The 24,137-nt window shown below is 39.4% G+C and carries 9 protein-coding genes and 1 pseudogene; 6 read left to right on the forward strand and 4 right to left on the reverse strand.

The genetic code is table 11. The features are described from left to right. The 5 genes and pseudogenes from infC to CV014_RS19615 all read left to right on the forward strand — a co-directional run. On the forward strand, nt 1–408 hold a 408-nt coding region (infC, locus tag CV014_RS19595; RefSeq protein WP_236143558.1), incomplete at its 5' end, for a translation initiation factor IF-3. 119 nt (nt 409–527) lie between these two features. After that, nucleotides 528–3,565, forward strand: a pseudogene (locus CV014_RS19600) (MFS transporter). A gap of 784 nt (nt 3,566–4,349) precedes the next feature. Then, on the forward strand, nt 4,350–6,179 hold the full coding sequence (locus CV014_RS19605) for a VWA domain-containing protein (protein WP_236143559.1): 1,830 nt from the start codon (nt 4,350–4,352) through the stop codon (nt 6,177–6,179). Nucleotides 6,180–6,199: 20 nt separating this feature from the next. Further along, complete coding sequence (locus tag CV014_RS19610) at nt 6,200–8,932, forward strand: tubulin-like doman-containing protein (protein WP_236143560.1); 2,733 nt, start codon at nt 6,200–6,202, stop codon at nt 8,930–8,932. Nucleotides 8,933–8,996: 64 nt separating this feature from the next. Next, on the forward strand, nt 8,997–12,053 hold the full coding sequence (locus CV014_RS19615; RefSeq protein WP_236143561.1) for a hypothetical protein: 3,057 nt from the start codon (nt 8,997–8,999) through the stop codon (nt 12,051–12,053). A 142-nt stretch (nt 12,054–12,195) separates the two neighbouring features. On the opposite strand, the gene sbcD is transcribed toward CV014_RS19615, so the two are convergent. Next, a complete protein-coding gene (gene sbcD / locus CV014_RS19620; RefSeq protein WP_236143562.1) occupies nt 12,196–13,422 on the reverse strand; it encodes an exonuclease subunit SbcD in 1,227 nt (408 codons plus the stop codon). Nucleotides 13,423–13,987: 565 nt separating this feature from the next. Then, nucleotides 13,988–15,547, reverse strand: coding sequence for a phytoene desaturase family protein (locus CV014_RS19625; RefSeq protein ID WP_236143563.1), 1,560 nt, complete (start codon nt 15,545–15,547; stop codon nt 13,988–13,990). Nucleotides 15,548–16,311: 764 nt separating this feature from the next. On the opposite strand from CV014_RS19625, the gene CV014_RS19630 reads away from it, so the two are divergent. Continuing rightward, nucleotides 16,312–20,715: a CARDB domain-containing protein gene (locus CV014_RS19630; RefSeq protein WP_236143564.1), complete on the forward strand. Its 4,404-nt coding sequence runs from the start codon at nt 16,312–16,314 to the stop codon at nt 20,713–20,715. A gap of 252 nt (nt 20,716–20,967) precedes the next feature. Here CV014_RS19630 and CV014_RS19635 read toward each other — a convergent pair whose 3' ends face one another. Both CV014_RS19635 and CV014_RS19640 read right to left on the reverse strand, forming a co-directional pair. Beyond that, nucleotides 20,968–22,146, reverse strand: coding sequence for a TIR domain-containing protein (locus CV014_RS19635; protein ID WP_236143565.1), 1,179 nt, complete (start codon nt 22,144–22,146; stop codon nt 20,968–20,970). 129 nt (nt 22,147–22,275) lie between these two features. After that, nucleotides 22,276–24,003 carry a succinate dehydrogenase/fumarate reductase flavoprotein subunit gene (locus CV014_RS19640; RefSeq protein ID WP_236143566.1) on the reverse strand — a complete coding sequence of 576 codons (1,728 nt, stop codon included), beginning with the start codon at nt 24,001–24,003 and terminating at the stop codon, nt 22,276–22,278. Nucleotides 24,004–24,137 lie beyond the last annotated feature (134 nt).

Below are 24,137 nucleotides of genomic sequence, written 5' to 3' on the forward strand. Positions count from 1 at the left end.
TCTGCAACTAGAGAAGAAAAGGAGCTTGATCTAGTGCTGCTCAGTGACAAGGCCGACCCGCCAGTATGTCGGATTATGGACTACGGGAAATACAAGTTTGAGCAGGAGAAGAAAGCGCGGGAAGCCCGGAAGAAACAGCATACAGCCGATGTCAAAGAAGTGAAGATGCGTTACAAAATTGAGGAACACGACTACAATGTGCGTGTGAAACAGGCGGAACGCTTCTTGAAAGATGGTGATAAAGTCAAGGCGACTGTAATGTTCCGAGGTCGAGAAATTCAACACAGTGACTTAGCAGAAACCTTACTCAAGCGGATGGCTACAGATTTAGAGCCATTCGGTGAAGTCCAACAAGCACCGAAAAAAGAAGGGCGTAACATGATGATGTTGATTTCGCCTAAGAAGTGAGAGTGCTGAGTAATGAGTGCTGGGTCAAATAATTAACCACTGAAAATACTAAACCTGATAGTCCTGAGAGCTGAGTGGGAAACATAATACTCAGTTGTTCAGGACTTTTGCCATTTTTAATGGAATTGAAAACTAAGTCGTTGGCGGCAAATCATCATTTGCTGACACAGCTATTAAAATGGGTTAATCTACGACCAGAAGAAGGTGAACGTACTGGGTTGATGTTTGCCTTTTATACAACTGTATCTATAGGTTTACGTTGGGCAGAAGATAGTACAGTCGCGCTTTTTCTGGATGAATACGGAGTGGGGCCATTACCTTGGATATATATAGCTAGTGCGGCTATGGGAATTGCACTAGTTTTCTTGTATTCTTGGTTACAAAAGATTTTTCCTTTGCGTTGGGTAGTGGTGGCGATCGCACCTTGTATGGTAGTACCGTTAATCTTTCTGGTATTACTGCATAAAGGGGTTACTATCTCCTACCTAACGGTGATAGTAGTATTTTTACTGCGCCTGTGGGTGGATTCTTTATATGTAGTTAATGATCTCAACACTTCTATAGTCGCTAACCAAATTTTCAATATTCGAGAAATTAAACGTACTTACCCCATCGTTAGCAGTGGGTTACTAGTTGCAGATGTCATTAGTGGTTTTAGCTTACCTTGGCTGCTGCAATTTGCCAAACTCAATCGGGTGATTATCATCGCCTGCGGTGTGATTTTCTTGGGTTCGGCAATTCTCGCTTATTTAACTTATCAATATCGCGGTGTTTTTCCTGATGCGCCGCAGCGTGTACTTCCTCAAGAACAAGCATCTCGACATCGCCGTCTAGAAACACCTCTGCGACGTTACACCTTACAGTTGTTTGCTTTTGTGGGTCTTTTGCAAATCATGGGTTTATTAATTGATTTTCAATACCTGCAAGAACTAAAATTCAATTTGGGTGACAAAGAATTAGCGGGTTTTTTAGGATTATTTGGTGGGATTGTCGGACTTTGTGAGTTAACCACTCAGTGGTTTGTCTCTAGTCGCTTAATTGAACGTTTTGGAGTGTTTTTTAGTGCAGCACTTTTACCTGTAGCCGTAGGTTTTATTGTTCCTGGTGTGATTTTTGTGCTGAATTTAATCCCAGGAGTTCAATCTGTGGCTTTTTTCTGGGGATTAGTGGGTTTGAAATTTGCTGATGAGTTGCTACGTTATACCTTTGTGGTCAGTAGTGGCCCGGTGTTATATCAACCCATACCAGAGCGAATTCGTAGCCGAATGCAGGCTTTATCAGGAGGAACAGCCGAAGCGATCGCCACAGGGTTAGCAGGGTTAGTAATATTTTTAACTTTATCAATTGGGGGAAATTTTGTCTCCACCCCTGTCCAGAAATGGATATTTATTGCAGAGACAGCAGTTGTAGCGATTGGATGCTTGCGTGTAGTGTGGGTATTGCGATCGCGCTATGTAGATTTGCTAGTCTTGAGTGCAGAACGTGGTGAGTTAAGTGCTTCTAAGGTGGGATTGCGCGCCTTTAAGCAAGGTGTAGTCAAGGCTTTAGAAGAAACAGGTAACACCACCGATAAACATTCCTGTATTGAACTTTTAGCCCAAATTGACCCCCAAGGGGCGGCGGAAATTTTAGCCGGATTATTATTTAAACTCGCCCCAGATTTACAGCACCACTGTTTAGAAGTCATGTTAGCTGCGGGTGCGAAGGCTGAATATGTGTCAGAGGTACGCTGGCTATTAGAAAGGCCTCCTGGTGTGGTAAATCCAGAGGTTTTTGCTTTAGCGTTGCGTTATGTCTGGTTAGCGGAAAGCCATCCCAATCTCAGCTTATTAGAAGATTATCTACATCCGCGCCACCATTCCCTCGTGCGTGGAACTGCGGCGGCTTTACTGCTACGTCAAGGGACACCCATACAAAAAGCTGCTGCGACTAAAACCCTGCGCCGGATGCTGACTCACAAACAAGAGTTGGAACGGATAAACGCAGTCAAAGCCTTAAGAGAAGCAGTTTATTTGCAAGCTTTGCGGATTCATGTCCCCAATTTGTTACAAGATGAATCTTTAAGAGTGCGCTGTGCTGTTTTGGAAATGATTGCGGCGACTCGCATGGAAGAATATTACCCAGCCTTATTGAAAGCACTGTATTACAAATCTACCCGTGAAACAGCGATGCGCGCCCTGGTCAAAATGGAAAATGAAGCATTGGAGATGTTATTACAATTAGCCACCAATGTTTACAAACCAGAAGTATTACGAATGTATGCTTGGCGGACAATCGCTCATATTTCTACCCTCGAAGCCTTAGAAACTTTATGGTTACATTTAGAATCCTCTTGGGGAGCAACCAGATATCATATTCTGCGGAGTGTATTAAAGATTCAAAAACAGTCAGAAGTTACCAATTTAGTAGATAGATTTCAGCACAGCCGAGTGGAAAATTTAATTGACCAAGAATTAAAGTTTTTAGGTGAAATCTATGCTGCACACATAGACTTAAAAGCACGACAAAATTTTGAAAGTTATGAAATTCAAGAGCGAGTTGTCATTATTGAAGAATTATTACAACGCGCCTTGCAAGAAATCGAATGGGATGTGAAAGAAAGAATCTTACTTTTATTAAGATTACTTTATTCCCCAGAAAAAATGCAGGCGGCAGCTTTTAATTTACGGTCAGAATCAGGAGCTAATTTAGCAAGGGACTAGAGATATTAGAGCATACAGTCAACTTACCCACAAAATCATTGCTGTTGAATATTTTAGATCAGCGATCGCCCCAAGAAAAACTCTCTTATCTTGTAGAAGCTGGGCTAGTAGAATATGAACCATTTTCCCCTAGTGAAAGAATCCGCCGAATGCTGACTTTAGGGGAATTTTTCTCTGATTGGTGCTTGGCTTGCTGTTTCCATTTTGCTCAAGTTAACCGGATTCGCTTGACCATTAATGAAATTTTACTAGCTTTGCGTCATCCTACAGGTTTTGTGAGAGAAGCTGCGATCGCTTATTTAGGCGTAGTCTCTCAACGTGTACTTTTGGAACTTTTACCAAAATTACAACAAGATTCACATCCACTTGTAGCAACTCAAGTCCAAGAGTTAATTAAGAAATACCCTCATAAAAGTGATATTGATGCCAAATATGAAATCCCCCATCCTGTGTAATAGCAATTTGAGCTTTTCGATTTACAGAGTATTACTTTTCTCGAACTAAATAGGACAAATTGACTTTCAGTAATCTCAAAAAACTAGAATTCAGTTCGTAGTAAGGACTTTAGTCCTTTTCTGACAAATTGGTGTAAGGGAACGAATTTTTCATGTTTTCTAGTTTACTCATTTGATGATCGCTACTTACGCCAGTAATTTAAATAATAAATTAGTTTGATGTTTCCAGCGTATCAGTATATTGACTGGAAATATTAATATAAACCTAATTTTTGATACTTTTTAATTAAGTAAAATTAATTATCTAAATATACAAATTCATTTTATATATTAGCCGTCTAATTTGATGATGGAGCTTATTTTGTTTAAGTGCTATTACTGAATAGTATAAAAACGTGACATTTTAAAATTAAATAGCTAAGATGTAAATTGATACATCACTTACTCAGTCCATCTAAATATTCTGATGGAAATTGATGTTGTTGCGAAAAATAATAGTCATTAAAAAACCAGTTACCTGTCTATATTTTCGAGGAGAATAGACTATTAACAGGTGTAAATCAAGGAGAATTTATTTAATTATTAATGTGATTTCAACAACATTAAATTGTTGCGACATGGACATAACATACTTCAAGAATCGCTATTAAAAAAATATAACTTTTGGTAGAGAAAATTGGCATAAAAATCAACCTATTTTAGCTAAAAATCGCCTACCATAATTATTCACTTATTAGTTTGCAGAAAGAGTCATAAATATATGTATGGCTGGAGACATCTATCAATGAATTATAAATACTTTAAAAAGTGGTTGAGGTTTTTACCATTATCTCAAAGTATTTTCATTCTGCTCGTCATGTCAATTTCTCAATTTAGTAGTGCATCGGCTCAGACTGCAAAAGGTGGAATTGACTGGATTATCGTCGTAGATACTTCTGCTTCTATGCGGGGTGCAGGCGGTACAAAAGATATTTTTAATCAAGTCAAGAATTCTATTACTGAGTTTGTCAACACTGCGAGATTAGGCGATACAGTTACTATTTATAATTTTGATAGTGATGTAACTCTACAAGCCCAAGAAATTACTATTACCAGCAATCCAGATCGTGGTAAGCTCAAAAAAATCATTAATGACCTCAAAGCCGATGGTGTGCGGACTCACACAGGTAAAGCAGTACAACAAGCATTAAAAACTTCCGCCGTATTAAACCAACGTGCTGATGCTAATAATCGAACTGTAAGTATAGTTTTGCTTACCGATGGATTAGAAGATGTGCAAGGTATTCCTAATCCTATCCGAATCCCTCAGAGTAACCAACTTTTACGCGAACAACAATGTAAGCCTTATGTATTTTTTGTATCTTTAGGTCAGAAAGAACACGAAAATCAATTAAATGAATTTGCTAATAATCCAGCACTTTGTGGTAAAGGAAGAGTATTGCGAGATCCTGGAGGAGTGCAATTAAATAGACTGGCGCAAAATATTAGACCAGCACTTATAAAACCACAAATTGATGTGAGTTTATCTAACATTAATTCGCCGCCTGCATTACCAGGAACAGTTACTAAACCAATTGATATTAATAGTGTCAGTAATGTTAACACCAAAGTTAATTTACAACTACAAGACCTAGATAAAAGCGGTATTAGTTTAGCTTCACCTAGCACAATTGACTTAACTGCTAATCAAAAAAAATCTATCCCGATAAGTTTACAAATCCCAACTAATGCACAGGGAGGTAATCGCAGGCTGCGCTTAGTATTGAAAGCCACAGATAAAGCAATTGCATCACAGGTGATTGATTTATCTTTAACTATTAAGCCAGAATTATCATTGCAACCAAACAACTTAGATTTTGGTTCTGTAGAAGCTGGAAAGAATAGTCAAATACAAACTGTAATAGTTCGCAGCAATATATCAGGAACAGCTAGCTTACAACTGCAAGGTAACTTTAAAAATATTTCTTTAAAACAACCTCCAGCAAATATATCTTTAGCTGTGGGAGAAACCAAAATACCTATACAATTCGAGGTTGCTGATAGCAGTTTTGAAGGTAAACGTAGCTTCAATGTGGTGATAACTCCCAATAGCCAGCTTGCTAGTCCCCTCAGTACCACAGTTCAGATGCAAATCTTGATGCCACTGGGACGAAAAATTATCATTTCCTTGTTATTAATATTACTGCTGTTTTTAATTGTTCTAACTGTAATTTGCTTGATTCAACGTAAAACACCTTGGGAATTAACCCAAGAGATTCGGACTCGCAACCATTTAGAAGGAGAACTAGAACTACTAGAACCATTGCCAACATCGCCGGAAGAACAGTATATCAGTCTCACACACCAGCATCAGCAAAAAGTCAATTTGAGTGAATTGATTCCGGCGATCGCAGCGACAAATTGCGATGCAGAATTAGTCATCATTTGGCAATCAGGGAAAAAATATGTATATATACGTAGTAAAAAAGGTGCTATTTTTGTCAATAATGAAAAGATAAATACATATCAACTCTACGATGAAGACAACATCCAAATTGGGGATGTGAAGCTGCGATTTAACTGGATTGGCAACCAACGGCCCTATGAACAAAACAGTGGGCTAGCAAACTTTTAATTAAAATTAGAGGAAATGAAATGTCTCGTCCCACAGTTATTTTTCGTCCTACTGTTGTCATTGGGTTAGGTGGTACTGGTTACGAAGTTGTACTCAAACTTAAAAAACGCTTCATTGATGTTTACGGCTACGTACCAGAAATTATTCGATTTCTTTCTATTGATACAACCGAAAATATTCAAACTCGCGAAAAATCACCTGATGGAATTAAGGTCGTTTTAGAACCTAATGAACTCTACGCTATTTCAGTGGCAAATCCATTACCATTAACACGCAACGATCATATTGATGAATGGTGGCCGAGAAATATTCCCGCACATAGTTTAATTAATGGTGCAGGTCAAATTCGCGCCCGTGGAAGGTTGGCTTTCTTTGCGAAAGTAGGTGATATCAACGGTTTAATCAATCAGGCGATTAATTCTGTCCGCGAAATTCGCAGTGGTAAACAGGCATTTTCAGATAACTTTCAAGTATCTAATCGTGATGGTGTAGAAGTTTTTATTATTGGTAGTTTAGCAGGTGGAACAGGTAGCGGTACTTTCTTAGATGTGGCATTTTTAACCAGACAATATCTGAATAGCTTTTCCAATATTACAGGACTATTTGTCTTACCTAGAGTATTTGCTAATCTTCCCCAAACTCATCTAGTCAAATCCAATGCTTATGGTGCGCTAAAAGAGATTGAACACTGTTGGAATCTGTCACCATCCAATGCTTTAGAGATTGATTATGGTATTACCAAAGTCAAAGCTGATCGCCCTCCTTTTGATGCTGTGTTTTTGATGGACGGGATGAACAAAAATGGTACTGTAGTCAGCCGTCCTAACGACCTACAAAACTTAATTGCTGATGGTTTGTATATTCAAATTGGCTCTCAAATTGGTCTAGATGCTGCCAACGTTGCTGATAATATTCGGGCTTATTTAGCAGCTGGTGAGAAAGTCCGAGGACGGAATATAAATTATTGTAGTTTTGGCTTTGCTACCTTGACTTTGCCAGTACAGCAATATGAGCGAATGAAACTAGAAGATACGCAGAACCTGTTGAAAAATGAGTTGATGGCTACGACTACAAACATTGATGTAGACAGCGAAATTGAGCGTTTTTTACAAGACTGCAAATTAGGAGAAGCTAACACCTTATTAGATAGTTTGACAGAGAGCGATCGCGGTGGACAAGCCAAGCCAGAATTCCGCATCGGAGAAATGAAATATGACCGCACATCTTTACCGACGATTAAAGAACTGTACAAGCGACAGTTAGATCAAATGGAACAACGAACGGCTAAAGATTTAGCGATGAATTTTTACCGCTTAGAACAGAATGCAACCGCGACTATTGCAGCTTGGTTAGAGAGGAGTCTGAACCGTCCTAATGGTCTAGCTTCTACTTTGCAATTTTTGAGTAAACTTTCTCAAAAGATAGATGAGTTACAGCAAAATGTGCAGCGCAAATCTAAAGAAGCACAATCTAATTTTTCCACTTTAAAATTAGAACCCCAAGAAGAAAAAATCAAAGAAGCCGCAGAAACTTGGTTTCCCAATAAGAATACAATCCAAGCTGCTTGTCAAAGATATAAAGAACGGGCTGATCAAAAGTGGCGGGTATACTTACACTGGAAACGCTGTGATAAAGCGGCAGAACTTTGTGGAATGCTACGAAATAAGCTAGAAAAAATTCAAGAACAATGTCAACGCATACACAGCAACCTAGATAAAGTTTATCGAGATGTAGTACAAAGTTACGCCGAAGTTAGTCGCCAAGGTAATTCTGATAATCCGTTTATTCATACTATTCAACGCGTTGATTTAGAATCAAAACGCCCCAAAGTTAGTGGTGAAGACTTCATCCGTTGGTATCGAGAAAAGTCCCAAAGTTTAACTAATTGGTCTGAGAAAAAAGCCGAAGATGTGAAAAATGACATCTTATCATTTATGGATGAAATCTATCGTCCACTAACTAGTATGAATGTTGAACAAGTATTAGCGGATAGTAACCCAGAAGATGCGGGAGAGGATTTACAACAACTCGGTAAACTTGCAGTTCCTTTGTGGAAATATCAAGATGCAGAAATTCCGGCTAAACAGCAGCACATTATTACAGAATTTTATTACTACGGAGTGGAAAGTAACAACACTATTTTTAGTAATCCACCCCTTTCTAGTCGTCTACCTAAAGGCAAAGGAAATGTTTCTTTTGTACCTACAGGTGAACCCCATAAACTCACACTGTTTCGTGTAGAAATAGGTGTACCTTTGTTTACCCTGAATGGGATAAAAGATATGGAGTTAGCTTATCTAGATCCCGATAAGGTTTTTAAACATTTACATCGTAATTGGACAAACTTAGCAAATTTAATTCCTCCCGAAGATGATGGCGGGGCATTACGTTGGTTTGCTTTAGCATTAGCACCTAATCCATATTCCTTAATTGTCAATCAGAAGAAGCAATATTTTGTACATACAGACCAAGCCAGAAAATTAGAAGACGGCATATTGCTGTTAGGAGAAGACCGCAAATCAGCGTTTAAAGCTTTCAAAAATAACGTTTCTTTAGTTAAAGAAATTGCTCAGAAGGTCGATAAAATTACCCACGAAGACAAAGAAAAAGCGAGATTGTCTCTGGAAACCTATATGAAGCAAGTTAATGAGCTTTTAAAGAATAATAGAGTCGGTTTGCCAATTAAAGAACAGGTGGAACTGGAAATTCAAGAAATTGATGCCTACCTAGAAGATTTGGATGTAATTAACTAATACATATTTCAATGTTCCTCAGCTAAAACCAGCATTTAAAATTCCGCGTAGCGGTACTAGCATCATGCCAAAACCAACTATCTTACTTGCACTCGATCCCCACGGTACTGCTTTATGTGCAGCTATTAAGCGGCAACTTTTACAACTCCCCAACGCCCAAAGTCGCTTAATTCAGGCTTATACTCTGACTTGGGATGGTCAAACTTTTGGGTTTAGTAGCGAATTAGATAAGTTTGCTGATGCGAGTTTTGACCTCGCTTTGACAAACGCTAGACAAGCTTCTGTATCCCAATTAAGTAACCAGTTCCAACAAGCAGCAAAGGATTTGCAAACAACGTTAATTGATTTAATTAAATCAGTTAACCAATCTCCAGAAGCGATCGCCGCCAAAAATGCCGGAGTTGATATCAGTTCTTGGTATAGAATCTACATCATGTTCTCCGCCAATGACCACCGGGCGCGAGAACTAGTATTTGAACTATCCCGCTTAATTCATTGGCTATTTAATGTCTACTTTGCCGATGTTCCCCATAGTTTAGAAGCTTTCATACTCTTACCAGGATTATTTGCCCAAGCCAGAACTGAAGATTATAGTGCAGCTTATCAACTCCTGAAGGAATTAGACGACAAAATGACTAAAGGCGTTGTCATTAGGAATACTCAAAAAAGACCACCTTTTGATAATTGTTGGCTGATTGACGAACGCATCGGGGAACTAGGAGTTAATTTAGATAGTTATGCTGATGCTTTTGCCGGTTTATTGACTGTCGAAGCCGAAACAGGCGGATTGTTAATTGGGGCGCATACAGTACGCGGAAAACTTCCCGCTTACAGTGCATTTGGCTATGGGGAGTTATTTTTTCCCGCAGACATAGTTATAGAACGTTTGAGTACAGCCTTAGCGGGCGATATTATCACCCAGGAATTTCTCCCCCCAGCCAAACTAACTCCCGAAGCAAATCGCCAATTACTATTAGATGCAAAAGAATTTGTCCTCAGCGAAGATTATCACGATGCTTTACAGCAATTAGAACGAGACAATGGTAAACCAGTTTGGCAAGATTTCAGCCCCCGTCTTGATCTTCGTCCTGGTCAGACTCAAGAATATGGAATGGAATTGCAACGTGCTTATCAGCAATTTGAAAATAAAGAACTGATTTCATATAAGCGTACATTAGAAAGTTGCGGCAAACAGGCACAATTCGCCCTGAATAAACTATTGGATCAAAAGATTAATCAATATGTGGATGCTACAACTAGCGGCTTACATGAAGCTGTGAGATTATCCAATGTTTTGAATAATCCTTATTTGGAATTGCAAACAGAGTCGATTAGCGATCGCCCAGAAAATTTAATTACAGAATTACGTGCCGCCGAAGCATTTTTAGATACTCGATTACAAATAAAAATTAATCAAGAAAATAGCCAAAAGCTCCTCAATCAATTTTTCACTCTCAAATCCCAAAGACAACAATTACAAGATACTGTATCTGCCAATAGTTCAGAATTACTTAATCAAGATTTACAAAAAATCCAAGAACAATTAAGATTGGTGGTGACTGATTATCACCAAGCTATAAATACAGAAATTGAACAAATTAGACAAACTCGCTCATTAGCAATTGAAGATGCCCGTGCCAAAGCCCTAACAGAAATTAGTCAAACGCAAAAACAATTACATTATTTAGAAAATCAATACGAAATAGCTACAGATCAATTAAATGAATTGATAGCAGAAGAAAACCGTTTTCGTTCTTTATATCTCGTAGTTTTTCCGGCTGTCGTTGCTATTGCTGTCATTGGGATTTTGCTGATCACTGGGCTTTTCAGTCAATCAACCCTGTGGGTATTATTACAACAGATAGGGGTCAACTTATTTAATTACTTAATCTGGGGGTTAATTAGTATACTCGGTTACTTGGGTATTGTTTGGCTCAAGTATAGTACAACCATCCGCGATCGCATTCAAAAAGCTCAAAAACAAATCAAACGCCTAGAAAGCAGCTTAAAAGCTAATGGTGTAGAATTACGTCGCAACTATAATGAGCGATTAAAGTTAGAATATGACATCTATGCTCAAAATATCCGCGTTGAGGTAGTCAATTATTTGATTAAAATGTCTAAACAGAAAACTGAGACTTTACGTCAAACTTTATCTAATTTTTCTCAGTTATATGATATTTTAACTACTCAACACGACAAAGCATCAACAAATTACTCGGAAACTAGATTAGCCGTATTGACAAATTCAGATATTGATATTTATTACCATCAAAATATTCTCAAAACTTTACCAATTAATAAATTTACCCAAGAAGAAGTTAGTCGCTCTCAAGCATGGCAAATTCCCGCTACAGAATTTCAGAACAAACTAGTTTTATTTGCCAAAAAGCAGTTTGAACATTTAAGTAAGTTATCCATTGGAGACGTTTTAAAGTCAGATTTAATCACAGAGAATACAGCTAGCGTGAGATTGAACCAACTTTATAACAGTGCGAAACTCCTGTTGCGTCTTCAAGATACCGATGCTCACTTAAATCCAACTTCGCAACCAGAAATTACACTTTGGGTAGGAGCAAAAGATAAAGAAGAAATACTTCGGCTTTACAGTCGCTTCAACCGTGCTGTAACTCCCTTTGTTGCCGAAGACGAACGAAATTTGTGCGTTTTGGTACGTTCTTTAGGCTTCCCAGCTTACTTTCTCAGTCAAATTGAGTTTTATCGAGACTGCTATGAACGTACTCAAAAAGAAGCATCAGCACAAGATAGTCAGATTCCCGATTTAATTCCCGAAGAAATTAGTTCTAGTAGAGAATTAACCTTGGCTTATGATACTCTACTGCTAGCGATCGCACTTGAATTAATATCGCCAAATTCTCAAAATAATTATCAGTTTAATAATCAATTACTTGGTAGAGAAAGAGAAAAAATAGTTCATGCTTTAGCAACCGATTTTACCCATCAAGAACTCTACGGAGAAATTACAGAACGCGTAGAATCTTTTGAACATGATTTAATTTACCAGCAATTAGAAAAACTAGAAAAATTTGCAAAAGATTTCACACCTTACGAACGTAAGCGTTTAACACGACTAATTACACAGTATAGTCCCTTAAATTAGTCATCAAACCTTATAGAAAATTTTCTTAAACCTCCCTTTAAAAATAGACAAACCTCTGCGTAACTTTGCGCTTGAATATGCGCCCCTCCGCGTAAAAAAAAGACTTAAATGCAAATCGCTATAGAAGGTAAAAAATCTTATTTCACTCCATAGAAGTCCCTAATAAATTTTCTGCGGCTTCTAACATTAATCCTGATATATCTTTGAGGTCTTCACGATTGAGTAAGTAAGTTTTCAGTGCTTCCATTGGGTCAATACTACTACTAGCACTCAATTCAGGAATGCGGGGACGAGCTAATTGACTCACTAATTCTGCTTGAATTGTGTAACTATGAGCAGCACTCAAGGCAGAATGTAACGCAGCATTATCAATTAAATCGATTTGTTCGGAACGGATTTTGTAAATTAACCTGACTACTGCATCTTGCAAATCATGTTTAGTAATTGCTTTGATTAAAGCAGCTTGAGGATCTTCTGCTTTTGACACATCTATTTCTAAGGTGTGGAAAGTCCGAACAGGTAAAGGGCAAAATTCCCATTTCGCACTCCCCCGTTGTAATTCCACGATCACATAACCTTTATCTTCTTTCTCTTCACTAAAATCTACCCGTTCAATACTCCCTGGATAAATCACTGGCGGGTTATTAGATTTATTTAAATTTTGATGACGGTGGACGTGTCCTAAAGCCACATAATCAAAACAGGGACGCGTCAATAAAGATAAAGGTAGAGTAAAACCTTTACCCACAGCTAAAAAACGTTCCGCCCCTAAAGTGGCATTATCCGCCATTAAATGCGCTAACAGTACAGTCGGCACATCAGGATCAAGTCGGCGAATTTCCCCTTCAATCACAACTTGCAAGCGTTCTGTTAATAATTGATTGACTTCCGCTAGTGATAAACCCTCTGTTTCTTGACGAGTCATCAAAGTGGAACGGGTTAGCCAAGGTAAAGTAATTACCTGTACTTTTCCGTTGGGTGTGGAGATGTGATGTGTTGTTAACTTATCTCCCACCACAAAACCAGGTACGCCCAAAGTGCGGTAGATATTTAAACTCGCGCCTCCCAAACCTTGGGAATGTTGGTCATGATTTCCCACCAACAACACTGTTGGAATTTGAGCATCAACTAACCGCCGAAATTGTGCTGCAAAAGCTTCCTGCACATATGGCGGTGGTGTCGCGTCGGGAAAAGCATCACCACCAAATAAAACTAAATCTACGGCATCAGTTAACGCCCGATCAATACACAAAGATAAGGTCTTAACGAAATCCTCCAGTCGTGTATTTAAACCCGTTACCGGATTAATCCTACCGTGGGAAAAACCGCTTCCCATATGGATGTCGGAGAGATGAAGAATTTTAATCATAATGATGACTAAACGCTAGATGATAGTATTTTTACTTAATCAAATCAATAGAAGCGCGTAAATGATTCCAGGCTCGTAGTCAGGACTAAAGTCCTGACTACAAACTATTTTTTCATCAACAACGCCGACTTAAGTTATTGTACGGAATCAGAAATTATGTTTATCTAAAGAGATGAATCTGATTTTTAAGTAAACACTACAGTTTTAACTAAGAATAGTAAAGCTATTTTAAGTTTTGCATGGCTTCCATAGATATTTATACTGAGACTGTTATATTTAGGAGATAACTAAAACTTGCAGGATTCTACTATGATGAATAATTCAAAACGTCCTAATTCCTTGGGAGAATCAATGGTTATGGGTGTTTTAATTATGTTGACTAGTGTCAGCATCATCACAATCATGAGTGTTTTCTAAAAAAATAAATAAAAAATTAGCAACAAAGGTTTACAAAACTCCCCTCGTTCCTGAGAGGAGTTTTTAATTTTAGTAACAAAAATGAGGAATGCAAATTTAGTGTTTCTTCCCTCCTACCTTGTCTACCTTGTCCCCAATCCCCAATTCCCTACACCCCCACTAAAGCCTGATTCCGAGAAACTCTGCGCCACACTGATTCCCCAGTCAGCAGTTCTACTACATCCATCGCATTACCGATGACACCAGGTACACTGGGATAACCAGCACTTGCGCCAACTAGAAACAAGTTCGGTAATTCCGTTTTGTAGCCTATGCGATTTAATCCTACTTGTTGGGGGACTAATTTCGCGCCGTAAATATTCCCTTCTGGTTGTCCTAGATAATATTCACTGGTGGTGGGTGTACCATAAATTTTCATGCGGGTGTAGTCGTCAATATCAGGAATTAAATCTCTGACGCTGTGCATAATTTGTTGGTAGACTTCCCGCTTTTTAGCTTTGTAGGCTTGTACGTCTGTTTTATGCAGATGTGCAAAGGGTGCGTAAGGACAAACTGTGGCGATTTCCAAAATATGATGTCCTGGAGGGGCCATTCCTGGTTCGTCAGATTTCATAGTGGGACAAGATAAGAAAATCCAGGGATGGCTAAAATCTCCTTGCAATTGTTGTTGATATTCTCGGTTGAGGTTGCCTGTAGGATAGTACCAAATGTTCCAGTTACCGATACCATAATTCTGAGGTTGAAAGTGGCTATCTAAACCTAAGTAGATATTAAAAGCACTGGCTGAGTATTCATAGCCAGTTAACCGCCGACGTTCTTTGTGACTGATGGCTTCATTATCGTGCATCAACTCCACTGTTAATTTTGGATCAAGGTCGCTAATATAAGCCTTGGTAGCACGATAGATTTTGCCATCAGCTAGTACACTATGAACATTACCGTTACTAACTTGGATATGGTTAACGGTAGTAGCATAGGCAACAACTCCACCACCTGCGGTAATGGTATCAACAATAGTGTCTACAAAGTGCCGAAAGTGATGTTTGGGATAATAAGCACCTTCAGAATAGTCCCAAACTAGGGAAGTATGGGTGATGAGGGCGATTTCTTGGGGTGATAGTGCGTAATCACCACTTTGTCCCGCTAAGATGGCTTGTAATTTGGGTGATAACCCGACGTGATTATATAAATCTTGTAGCGTCCAGTGGCGTTTGCGAAACAAATGGAGATATTTCGGTAATTTTAGCCAATCAGACCATTTTTGATGATACCAATGCACTTCCTGGTTTAAATTGCGAATTTCTTGGTGGAGTTGCTGAATTTCATGACAGTAACGGTTGATAGCATTAGCTTCTTCTGGAAAAGTTGCAAGCAAGCGATAACGCAGACTTTCCCATCCCAGGGGAATTTTAAAATCTACCTCTGGTGTAATCACACGATCTATGCAGTCTGGATCAAGACTATTAAAGGGTATATCTCTGTTGATATAGTTAAGAAACTGTGCGATCGCCTGACCATGACCGCATTGAGAAACATAATGCACATCAGCACAAAAACTATATTCGCCATAATCAAACGTATGACAGCAACCCCCTGGTAAATAATGTTTTTCTAAAACGGCTACATTATATCCTTGGCGTGTTAAGCAGGCTGCTGTTGCTAGTCCACCTAATCCAGCTCCTAAAATTACATAATCAAAGATTTCCATGCTCTCCTCCTCTGGTCATCTTGATTGCTCTTGATTTCAGTAATCTGATTTTTATGAATTTCGTGATTTACAGTTTTGACACAATAGCGACAACAAACCTGAAAAAACGCAATTATTATTGTTAAGTCTTTACTCCGGGTGCTGAGTAGCAACTGTTATGTAGTTACCCTGAAAGTCTCTCAACTAAGCAATACAAAGCCATTCGTTTTGATGAAATGGCAGATACTCGATGGCTAAGTAGTGCTGATTTTTATGATTCAACGCATTTTATATTATCTAAGCTTTCAAGATTTGTTCAATAAACTTTATTATTCTTAACTGGAGTGGAGACGAAAGGATCGCGATCGCAAAATCATCTGACCTTTCCCACACCCTCTGCTCGGAAAAGACTAGGTTTCAAATCCCACACCCTATTAATGCCTATATTTGATTATGAATCTAGAATTGATTCATATATCCAATAAATCTTATCTCTACATAATCCTTTTGCTCTAAATTTGGGCTGTATTGTTCGATCAAGTATCTCTGACTGCACATATTTTGTACAAATAAATTAGCCACTAAATATTTTTCCTAGAGATAAAATATATATTTTATAAAGCATGATTGTCACTGAGAATTAATTTGATTACACTAATTCATGTAATCGTGTAAAATCATCACAGTTATTGTACAGCAATAACTTCTGATATATATTCAGTCAATTTCAGGTTGAATATTTGGAAAAATTCAGTTTATTCATTTAGTTCAGAAAATTCAGTTATATGAATAATGAAATTAACAATATTTATCCATTGGATGATGTAAATAGAATGCTGTCATCTAATCAGCAACCTAGTATTTTCCATCAGAGTGGAGATTATTTCCCTTCTGGTTTAAGTAATGTGAATTCCCTCCAGTCAAGCATTCATAGTAGTTCCATATTGAAAACACTAGACTCTTTAACATCCGATACTTATCCTGTTAACTATCTAACTCAAGATATTGAGAGCAATAGTATCTTGATGACAGCCACTGCAACGGCTCAACCAGATTTAACAGCACCAAATGCCCTAATTCCTCCGTCGGTAATCGTTGGTGGCAATCTTCAAATCACCTATGAAGTGAAAAACCAGGGTAGTGCGAGTGCTGGATTTAGCTACACTGATTTTTACTTATCTTCAGATTTGAATCTCGATAGTAGTGATGTGTATCTAGGCTTTGACTATGTAAATGGTCTAGCTGCTGGTGCATCTAGTCAAGAATCAGCTACATTCAACATTGGTAGTAATATCAGGCCTGGTAATTACTATTTGATTTACTATGTCGATGCTGATGGCTATGTGAGCGAAAGTAATGAAAGTAACAATGCTTTCGGTGCGCCAATCTCCATTACCCAGCCAGACTTAACAGTATTAAACGCCTCAATTCCCACCTCAGCCAGAGCTGGTAGCAGTATTCAAATCAATTATCAAGTGAGGAATCAAGGTAGTGGAAGTGCTGTTGCTAGTAATACCAGATTTTACCTATCTCCAGATTTGAATATTGACAGTAGTGATGTCTATCTAGGCTTAGACACTGTGAATAGTCTGGCGGCTGGTGCATCTAGTCAAGAGTCAGTCACATTCACCATCGGTAGTAACATCAACCCTGGTAACTACTATTTGATTTACTACGCTGATGCAGATGGTTATGTGATTGAAAGTAATGAAAATAACAATGCCTTTGGCAATCTCATTAATATTACCCCAGCAGGGAATCCAGACCTGATAATTCAAAACCCCACAGCACCAACGACTGCATCAGTGGGTAGCACTATTGCATTGAATTATCAGGTGAGAAACCAAGGTGTGGGAAGTGCAGGTGCTAGTACCACCAGATTCTACCTTTCCAGAGACACAGCATTCGGCACAGATGATGTGTTGTTAGGTTCAGATGCAGTAAATAGTATCGCCGCAGGTGCTGTCAGTTCCGAAACAGCCTCGATTCTCATAGGCAATAGCATCGCGGCTGGTAACTATCATTTGTTGTTCAGAACTGATGCGGATAATAACTTAGGCGAAAGTGATGAAACTAATAATGTGGTTTCTCGTGCCATCACGATTAACTCTGCTGATTTAATTATTCAAACCCCCACAGCACCAACGACTGCATCAGTGGGTAGCACTATTGCATTGAGTTATCAAGTGAGAAATCAAGGTTTGGGAAATGCTGTAGCGAGTACCACCAGATTCTACCTTTCCAGAGACACAGCATTCGGCACAGATGATGTGTTGTTAGGTTCAGATGCAGTGAATAGTATCGCCGCAGGTGTTGTTAGTTCCGAAACAGCCTCCATTGTCATAGCTAATAGTATTGCGGCTGGTAACTATCATTTGTTGTTCAGAACTGATGCAGATAGCACAGTAGCAGAAGGTAATGAAAATAATAATGTGGTTTCTAGTGCCATCACGATTAACTCTGCCGATTTAATTATTCAAAACCCCACAGCACCAACGACTACATCAGTAGGTAGCACTATTGCACTGAGTTATCAGGTAAGAAATCAAGGTGCTGGAAATGCTGTAGCGAGTACCACCAGATTCTACCTTTCTAGAGACACAACATTCAGCACAGATGATGTGTTGTTAGGTTCGGATGCAGTGAATAGTATTGCCGCAGGTGCTGTCAGTTCCGAAACAGCCTCAATTCTCATAGCCAATAGCATCGCTGGAGGTAACTATCATTTGTTGTTCAGAACTGATGCTGATGGCACAGTAGCAGAAGGTAATGAAACAAATAATGTGGTTTCTAAAGCCATTACAATTGATGGGCCAAGACCAGACCTCATCATTCAAAATATTTCTGCGCCAAGTATTGTTGACCCTGGAAACTTATTTACACTCAATTACCAAATAGCGAATCAGGGTACTGCTAGTGCTGGTAATCATACAACTAAGATTTATTTGTCTAGAGACACAACTCTTAGTAGTGATGATATATTGTTAGCCTCTGACCCGAACTACTTTTATCCTGTACTAAATGCTGGCACTTATAGTTCAGAATCTTACTATTTGTCTATAAGTAGGGATATCAATTTTGGTAACTACTATCTGCTATTGCAAGCTGATGGCAATGGCGAAATCAGTGAAAGCAACGAAGCTAACAATATCACCACCAAAGCCATTACACTAGCTGCACCAGATTTAATTGTCCAGAATCCTTCTAATCCCGCTAGTGCCAACATTGGGACAACAATTTCACTGAGCTATCAGCTGAGAAATCAAGGTAATGGCAACGCTGGTATTAACAGCACATACTTTTATCTTTCTAAAGATACCAGTCTCAGCAGTGATGATAGGTTTCTCGCTGGGGATACAGTTGGTATTTTTGGTAATATTGCACCCTCTGGTGTAGTTTCCGAGTCTGCATCTGTATACCTTTCCAGCACCATTACCCCTGGTAGTTATTATCTGTTATACCAAGCTGATGGTTCTGGCTCATTGAGAGAAAGCAATGAAAATAACAACATTATTGCCCAAGCAATTACGATTACTGCACCAGATTTAGTGATCGAAAATGCTACATCTGCCAGTAGTGTTGCCATCGGGGCTACACTACAAGTTAACTATCAACTGAAAAACCAAGGTAATGGCTCTGCTGGAGGAAGTAAGACAAGTTTTTATCTGTCACGAGATACAACATTGGGTAATGATGATGATATCTCGTTAGGTATTGAAACTGAGGCTAATGCTAGCCTAGCACCTGCTGCCATTATTTCTCGCTCCATATCTATTACGTTTGATCCAACTCTGAATCCTGGCAAATACTACCTCATGCTTAAAGCCGATGGAGCAGGATCTGTTACCGAAAGCAATGAAGGTAACAACAGCATTTACATCACAGCACAAATCAATATCACTCCTCCTAATGGCGGTGGATTTAACTCCACTACAGGTTATGGCTTAGTCAACGCCGCCGCCGCCGTAGCCAAAGCCCTTAATCAAAGCACCTTTGCTGATGTCCCTGACTTGGGTGGTAGTGACTGGGGCGCGGATGCAATTAAAGCACCTGAAGTCTGGGCGAGGAGATACACTGGTCAGGGTGTGATCGTTGCGGTGGTGGATAGCGGCGTGGACTATACACACCCAGACTTGAGTGCCAATATGTGGAGGAATAGCAGAGAAATTGCGGGTAATGGCATAGATGACGATAGCAATGGTTTCATCGATGATATATATGGTTGGAACTTTTTCGACAACAATAACGACCCCTTAGATAAAAATGGTCATGGTACTCATGTAGCTGGTACTATAGCTGCGGTAAGGAATAACTTTGGAGTGACTGGTATTGCCTATAATGCCAAGATTATGGCATTGAAAACTGGTGGTACTAGCCCTTCTGATGGATCACTTAGCTTTGAAGCAGTCAACAATAGTATTCGTTACGCCGCAGATAATGGAGCTAAAGTCATTAATCTAAGTCTAGGTGGTTCATCTACTAATACTGAAAGGCTACAAGCTATTCAATATGCCATCAGTAAAGGAGCAATTGTTGTTTCCGCAGCAGGTAATGAAAGTGAGTTAGCACCTGGCTACCCCGCCCGCTATGCAGACCAGTTTGGAATTGCGGTGGGAGCAGTCAATTACAATAGAACCCTAACTAATTTTTCCAATCGTGCTGGAACAACTACACTGGCATACGTCACAGCTCCTGGTGCATACAGTAACTTAGACATAGGTATATATTCGACCGTACCAGGGGGTGGTTATGATTTTAAGTCAGGGACATCAATGGCTGCTCCTCATGTTGCGGGTGTAGTTGCGCTGATGCTGAGTGCTAAGAACAATCTCACCGATGCTCAAGTGCGTCAGATTCTCACTTCTACCGCCGCGAATGGTGGTACTCTCCCCAGTGCTACTTCCAGCACTGCATCGACAGCCAGTAGTAGCAATTCTGTAGTATCTAGGTCAATTTCTAGTCCTACGAATAAGACACCATTGATAATTTCTAATTGGACTGCAATGATTGGTGAGGAAAGTGTAACTGAAAATCACACTGAAAATGTTGACAATTTCTCGAAACCATTTTTACGGTATCAGGATAATCGGCAAAACATTCTCTCAGATGAACAGGTTGATACTCATGAAAATATCATAGGGAAAAGACGTAGCAACAGCCGTAAGTCTTGGATGAGGAGTAATGAGTAATGAGTGATGAGTAATGAGTGATGAGTAATGAGTAATGAGTAATGAGTAATGAGTGATGAGTAATGAGTGATGAGTAATGAGTGATGAGTAATGAGTGATGAGTAATGAGTAATGAGTGATGAGTGATGAGTAATGAGTAATGAGTGACGAGTAATGAGTGATGAGTAATGAGTAATGAGTGATGAGTAAATGCCCGTTACTTATTACTCTTTACTTATTACTTAAAGAGCGTCAACCAAAACCCTCAGAATTTTACAGTTTTAAGACAGTTTGATTAAAAATAATTTCATTGACTATATCCATCACATCATTGACAACATCTTCCGCAGTCATTTCATTATTAATATATTGATTGAGTGACTTAAATTTGGTGATTGAAATATTACCCATAATTTGAGTATTCCAATCTTGTAGTATTTCATCAAATACCCGTTTAGCATCACCATTAGTGCAGACAATGGGAATCACTGGGATTTTTTCTTGTTTAGCATAGAGGTAAGTTTCATAAGTACCACCAAGACCCCCTAGTAGTATCACTACATCAGCTTTTTGCAAACATTTCAGCCATTCATTAATCCCTGGTTCTGTGTATTCTAAAGTACCGCCTCTAAAAATAGGTTGGGTTCCATGCACAACTACTTGGGTTAATTTGCGGGAAAGGGGAATATTTTTAAGTGCTAGCTGATTGGCAAAACTTTCTGCTACTACATAATCTACGCCTTGCCAACCACCTGTGATTAAATTATAGTCATACTTGGCTATTTTCTCACCCAGGTGTTTCGCAGTTAGATAAATCTCTGGAGCAAGTTGATAATTACCTGTACCAGCTACTAAAATATTTTGATTACTTCTGAGTTTTGCTGCATCATCTTGAATACTGGAGGTAAGCTGATTAATAAAACCATCGAAGTTTTTCATCGGATTAATACTGAGTTTATCAGCAATGAAGAAAATAAAATCATCGATTTGGTGGGAGATTTCAATGATCTTGTCAGATATATGATGAATAGCAGAATATATATCTGATTGAAAATCTTCATTGACAATTTTCTCTATTTTTTCTTTTTGCTGCTTCCAGTAATTTATATAATAAAACTGTCCTTCTTTGCTGTATATATCGGCATCTTCTAAGACGATGGGAAAAATTCTTTGTTCATATTCTTTAGATTTAATAACTTCTATAGCCTCAAACATACAGTATTCTGATTTTAGGTATTTGTCACTAATTACCAAAATCACATAATTACCGCGACCAATTGACTCCATGAATTGCTTAATGCTTTTCCCTAGAGATAAATGATCGCGATCGCGAATTAATTTATAGTTTTGAGCAAGTAGAGTATCACAGATTTGATCAACTAATTCTTCCCGGCGTTTTCCTGATTCGCTGTTATTGTCTTTCCAAGCATAGGATATATAAATTTCGTTCATATTTTTAAGCAAATACTGAGTTTAATGTCAAAATTTGGTCTGATATTCACCCTTGCCAATTACCTAAAATTTGGCATCAAACTCAGTATTCCCGCAAACACGAAGATTGTATCAATCAACTTGCCAAGACTAATATTTTCTCTCCTGTGGCTCAAACATAGTAATGGCTACCGGACGATATTGAATATCAATTCCGGCTGGTGAATAATAAGCCATTGTATGCTTGAGAAAATTAGTATCATCACGCTGAGGATAATCTTCCCGAAAATGTGCGCCGCGACTTTCTTGGCGATTGATAGCTGAGGTTAAAATAGTCTGTCCGACTACCATTAAACTCCGCAATTCTAAAGCTTCTACAAGTTCTGTATTCCAACAACTCCCTTGATCATCTAAATAAATCTGATTGTATTGTTGTTGTAGGGCGGTGATTTTTTCCCAGCCTGTACGCATTAATTCCTCAGTGCGAAAAACGCCACAAAATTCAGTCATCGCATCTTGAAAGTCTTGGCGAATTTGGTTAATACGGTATTTTCCTGGCTGTTCTAGTAAAGATTGAATTTCTTGTTGGGCGGCTTTGATGTAATGTTGTTCATCTATATGAGGTAATTTACGTTGCTGTACGTATTGAGCGATCGCCGCCCCAGTGCGTTTACCATAAACTACACATTCTAATAGGGAATTACTCCCCAAGCGGTTTGCACCGTGGACGGACACACAAGCCGTTTCCCCAGCCGCAAAGAAACCCTCAACTAAACTATCGCCACTGCTGCGGACTCTCCCATCGGTATTGACGGGAATTCCCCCCATACAATAATGAATCGTTGGGCGTACCGGCATGGGTTGAGTAACTGCATCTACCCCTACTAGGCGGTGTGCTTCTTCCCAACAAAAAGGAACACGACTCATAATTTTTTCTTTCCCCATGTGTCGCAAATCCAGATAGACAAAGGGGCCGCCAGCACTCCCATCAGGATTGATTCCCCTTCCCGCACGGATTTCATAGGCGATCGCCCGTGAAGTGATGTCACGGGGGGCTAGTTCCATGCGGCTAGGTGCATAATTAGCCATGAAGCGATCGCCTTCAGAGTTAATCAAATACGCCCCTTCCCCCCGTACCGCTTCCGAAATCAATACCCCCACCGGATACAACCCAGTCGGATGGAACTGTACAAACTCCATATCTTCCAAGGGTAAACCCGCCAAGGCGGTCATCGCCAAACCATCACCCGTGGAAGCATAATCATTAGAGGTGGTGTTATAAACGCGACCATAGCCACCCGTCGCGAACATCACAGCTTTTGCCCTTACTACCTCTATATGACCATCTAACAGGCGGTACATCACCAAACCTTTGGCTTCATTGTCTACCAAAATTAAGCGCATCACATACCATTCCTGGTATATATGCACACCATACCGCCGTAAATTATTCACCAATTCATGTAAAATTGCGTGACCCGTTTTATCAGCCGCGTAGCAAGTACGATTGTGAGAATGTCCCCCAAAAGCCCGTTGTGCAATGCGTCCATCATTTAAGCGGGAAAACAAAACCCCCATGTGTTCCAAGTCAATCACGACATCGGGTGCTTCTTGAGTCAAAATTGCTACTGCATCTTGGTCAGCCAAATAATCAGAACCCTTGACTGTATCAAAGGCGTGTGCTTCCCATGTATCCGTAGCATCCACATTTTTTAAAGTTGCAGCAATACCACCTTGAGCCGCCACCGAATGGGAGCGAATAGGATGAGTTTTCGCCACCACCGCCACCTTTAAACTAGGATCAGTCCGCGCAATTTCCACCGCCGCCCGACATCCCGCTAATCCGCCCCCGACGATAATCACATCATGTTCCAACATAACTAGCCCCTGGCTAAATACTGTTGTTCTATTTTGACCTTCTTCTTGGGTGTTGGGGAGGGTATAGGGGTGTAAGGGTGTAGGGGTGTAGGGGTGGGGAGAAGAAAAATTGGGTGTTAAGTGCTGTTAGCGGT

It is taken from the genome of Nostoc sp. CMAA1605 (assembly GCF_021596505.1).
In the GTDB taxonomy this organism is placed as follows: Bacteria; Cyanobacteriota; Cyanobacteriia; order Cyanobacteriales; family Nostocaceae; genus Trichormus.

Bases quoted from the DNA above. Each gene is read 5' to 3' on its own strand.
- CV014_RS19605 (WP_236143559.1), top strand. From the start codon at position 4,350: ATGAATTATAAATACTTTAAAAAGTGGTTGAGGTTTTTACCATTATCT.
- CV014_RS19610 (WP_236143560.1), top strand. From the start codon at position 6,200: ATGTCTCGTCCCACAGTTATTTTTCGTCCTACTGTTGTCATTGGGTTA.
- CV014_RS19615 (WP_236143561.1), top strand. From the start codon at position 8,997: ATGCCAAAACCAACTATCTTACTTGCACTCGATCCCCACGGTACTGCT.
- sbcD (WP_236143562.1), bottom strand. From the start codon at position 13,422: ATGATTAAAATTCTTCATCTCTCCGACATCCATATGGGAAGCGGTTTT.
- CV014_RS19625 (WP_236143563.1), bottom strand. From the start codon at position 15,547: ATGGAAATCTTTGATTATGTAATTTTAGGAGCTGGATTAGGTGGACTA.
- CV014_RS19630 (WP_236143564.1), top strand. From the start codon at position 16,312: ATGAATAATGAAATTAACAATATTTATCCATTGGATGATGTAAATAGA.
- CV014_RS19635 (WP_236143565.1), bottom strand. From the start codon at position 22,146: ATGAACGAAATTTATATATCCTATGCTTGGAAAGACAATAACAGCGAA.
- CV014_RS19640 (WP_236143566.1), bottom strand. From the start codon at position 24,003: ATGTTGGAACATGATGTGATTATCGTCGGGGGCGGATTAGCGGGATGT.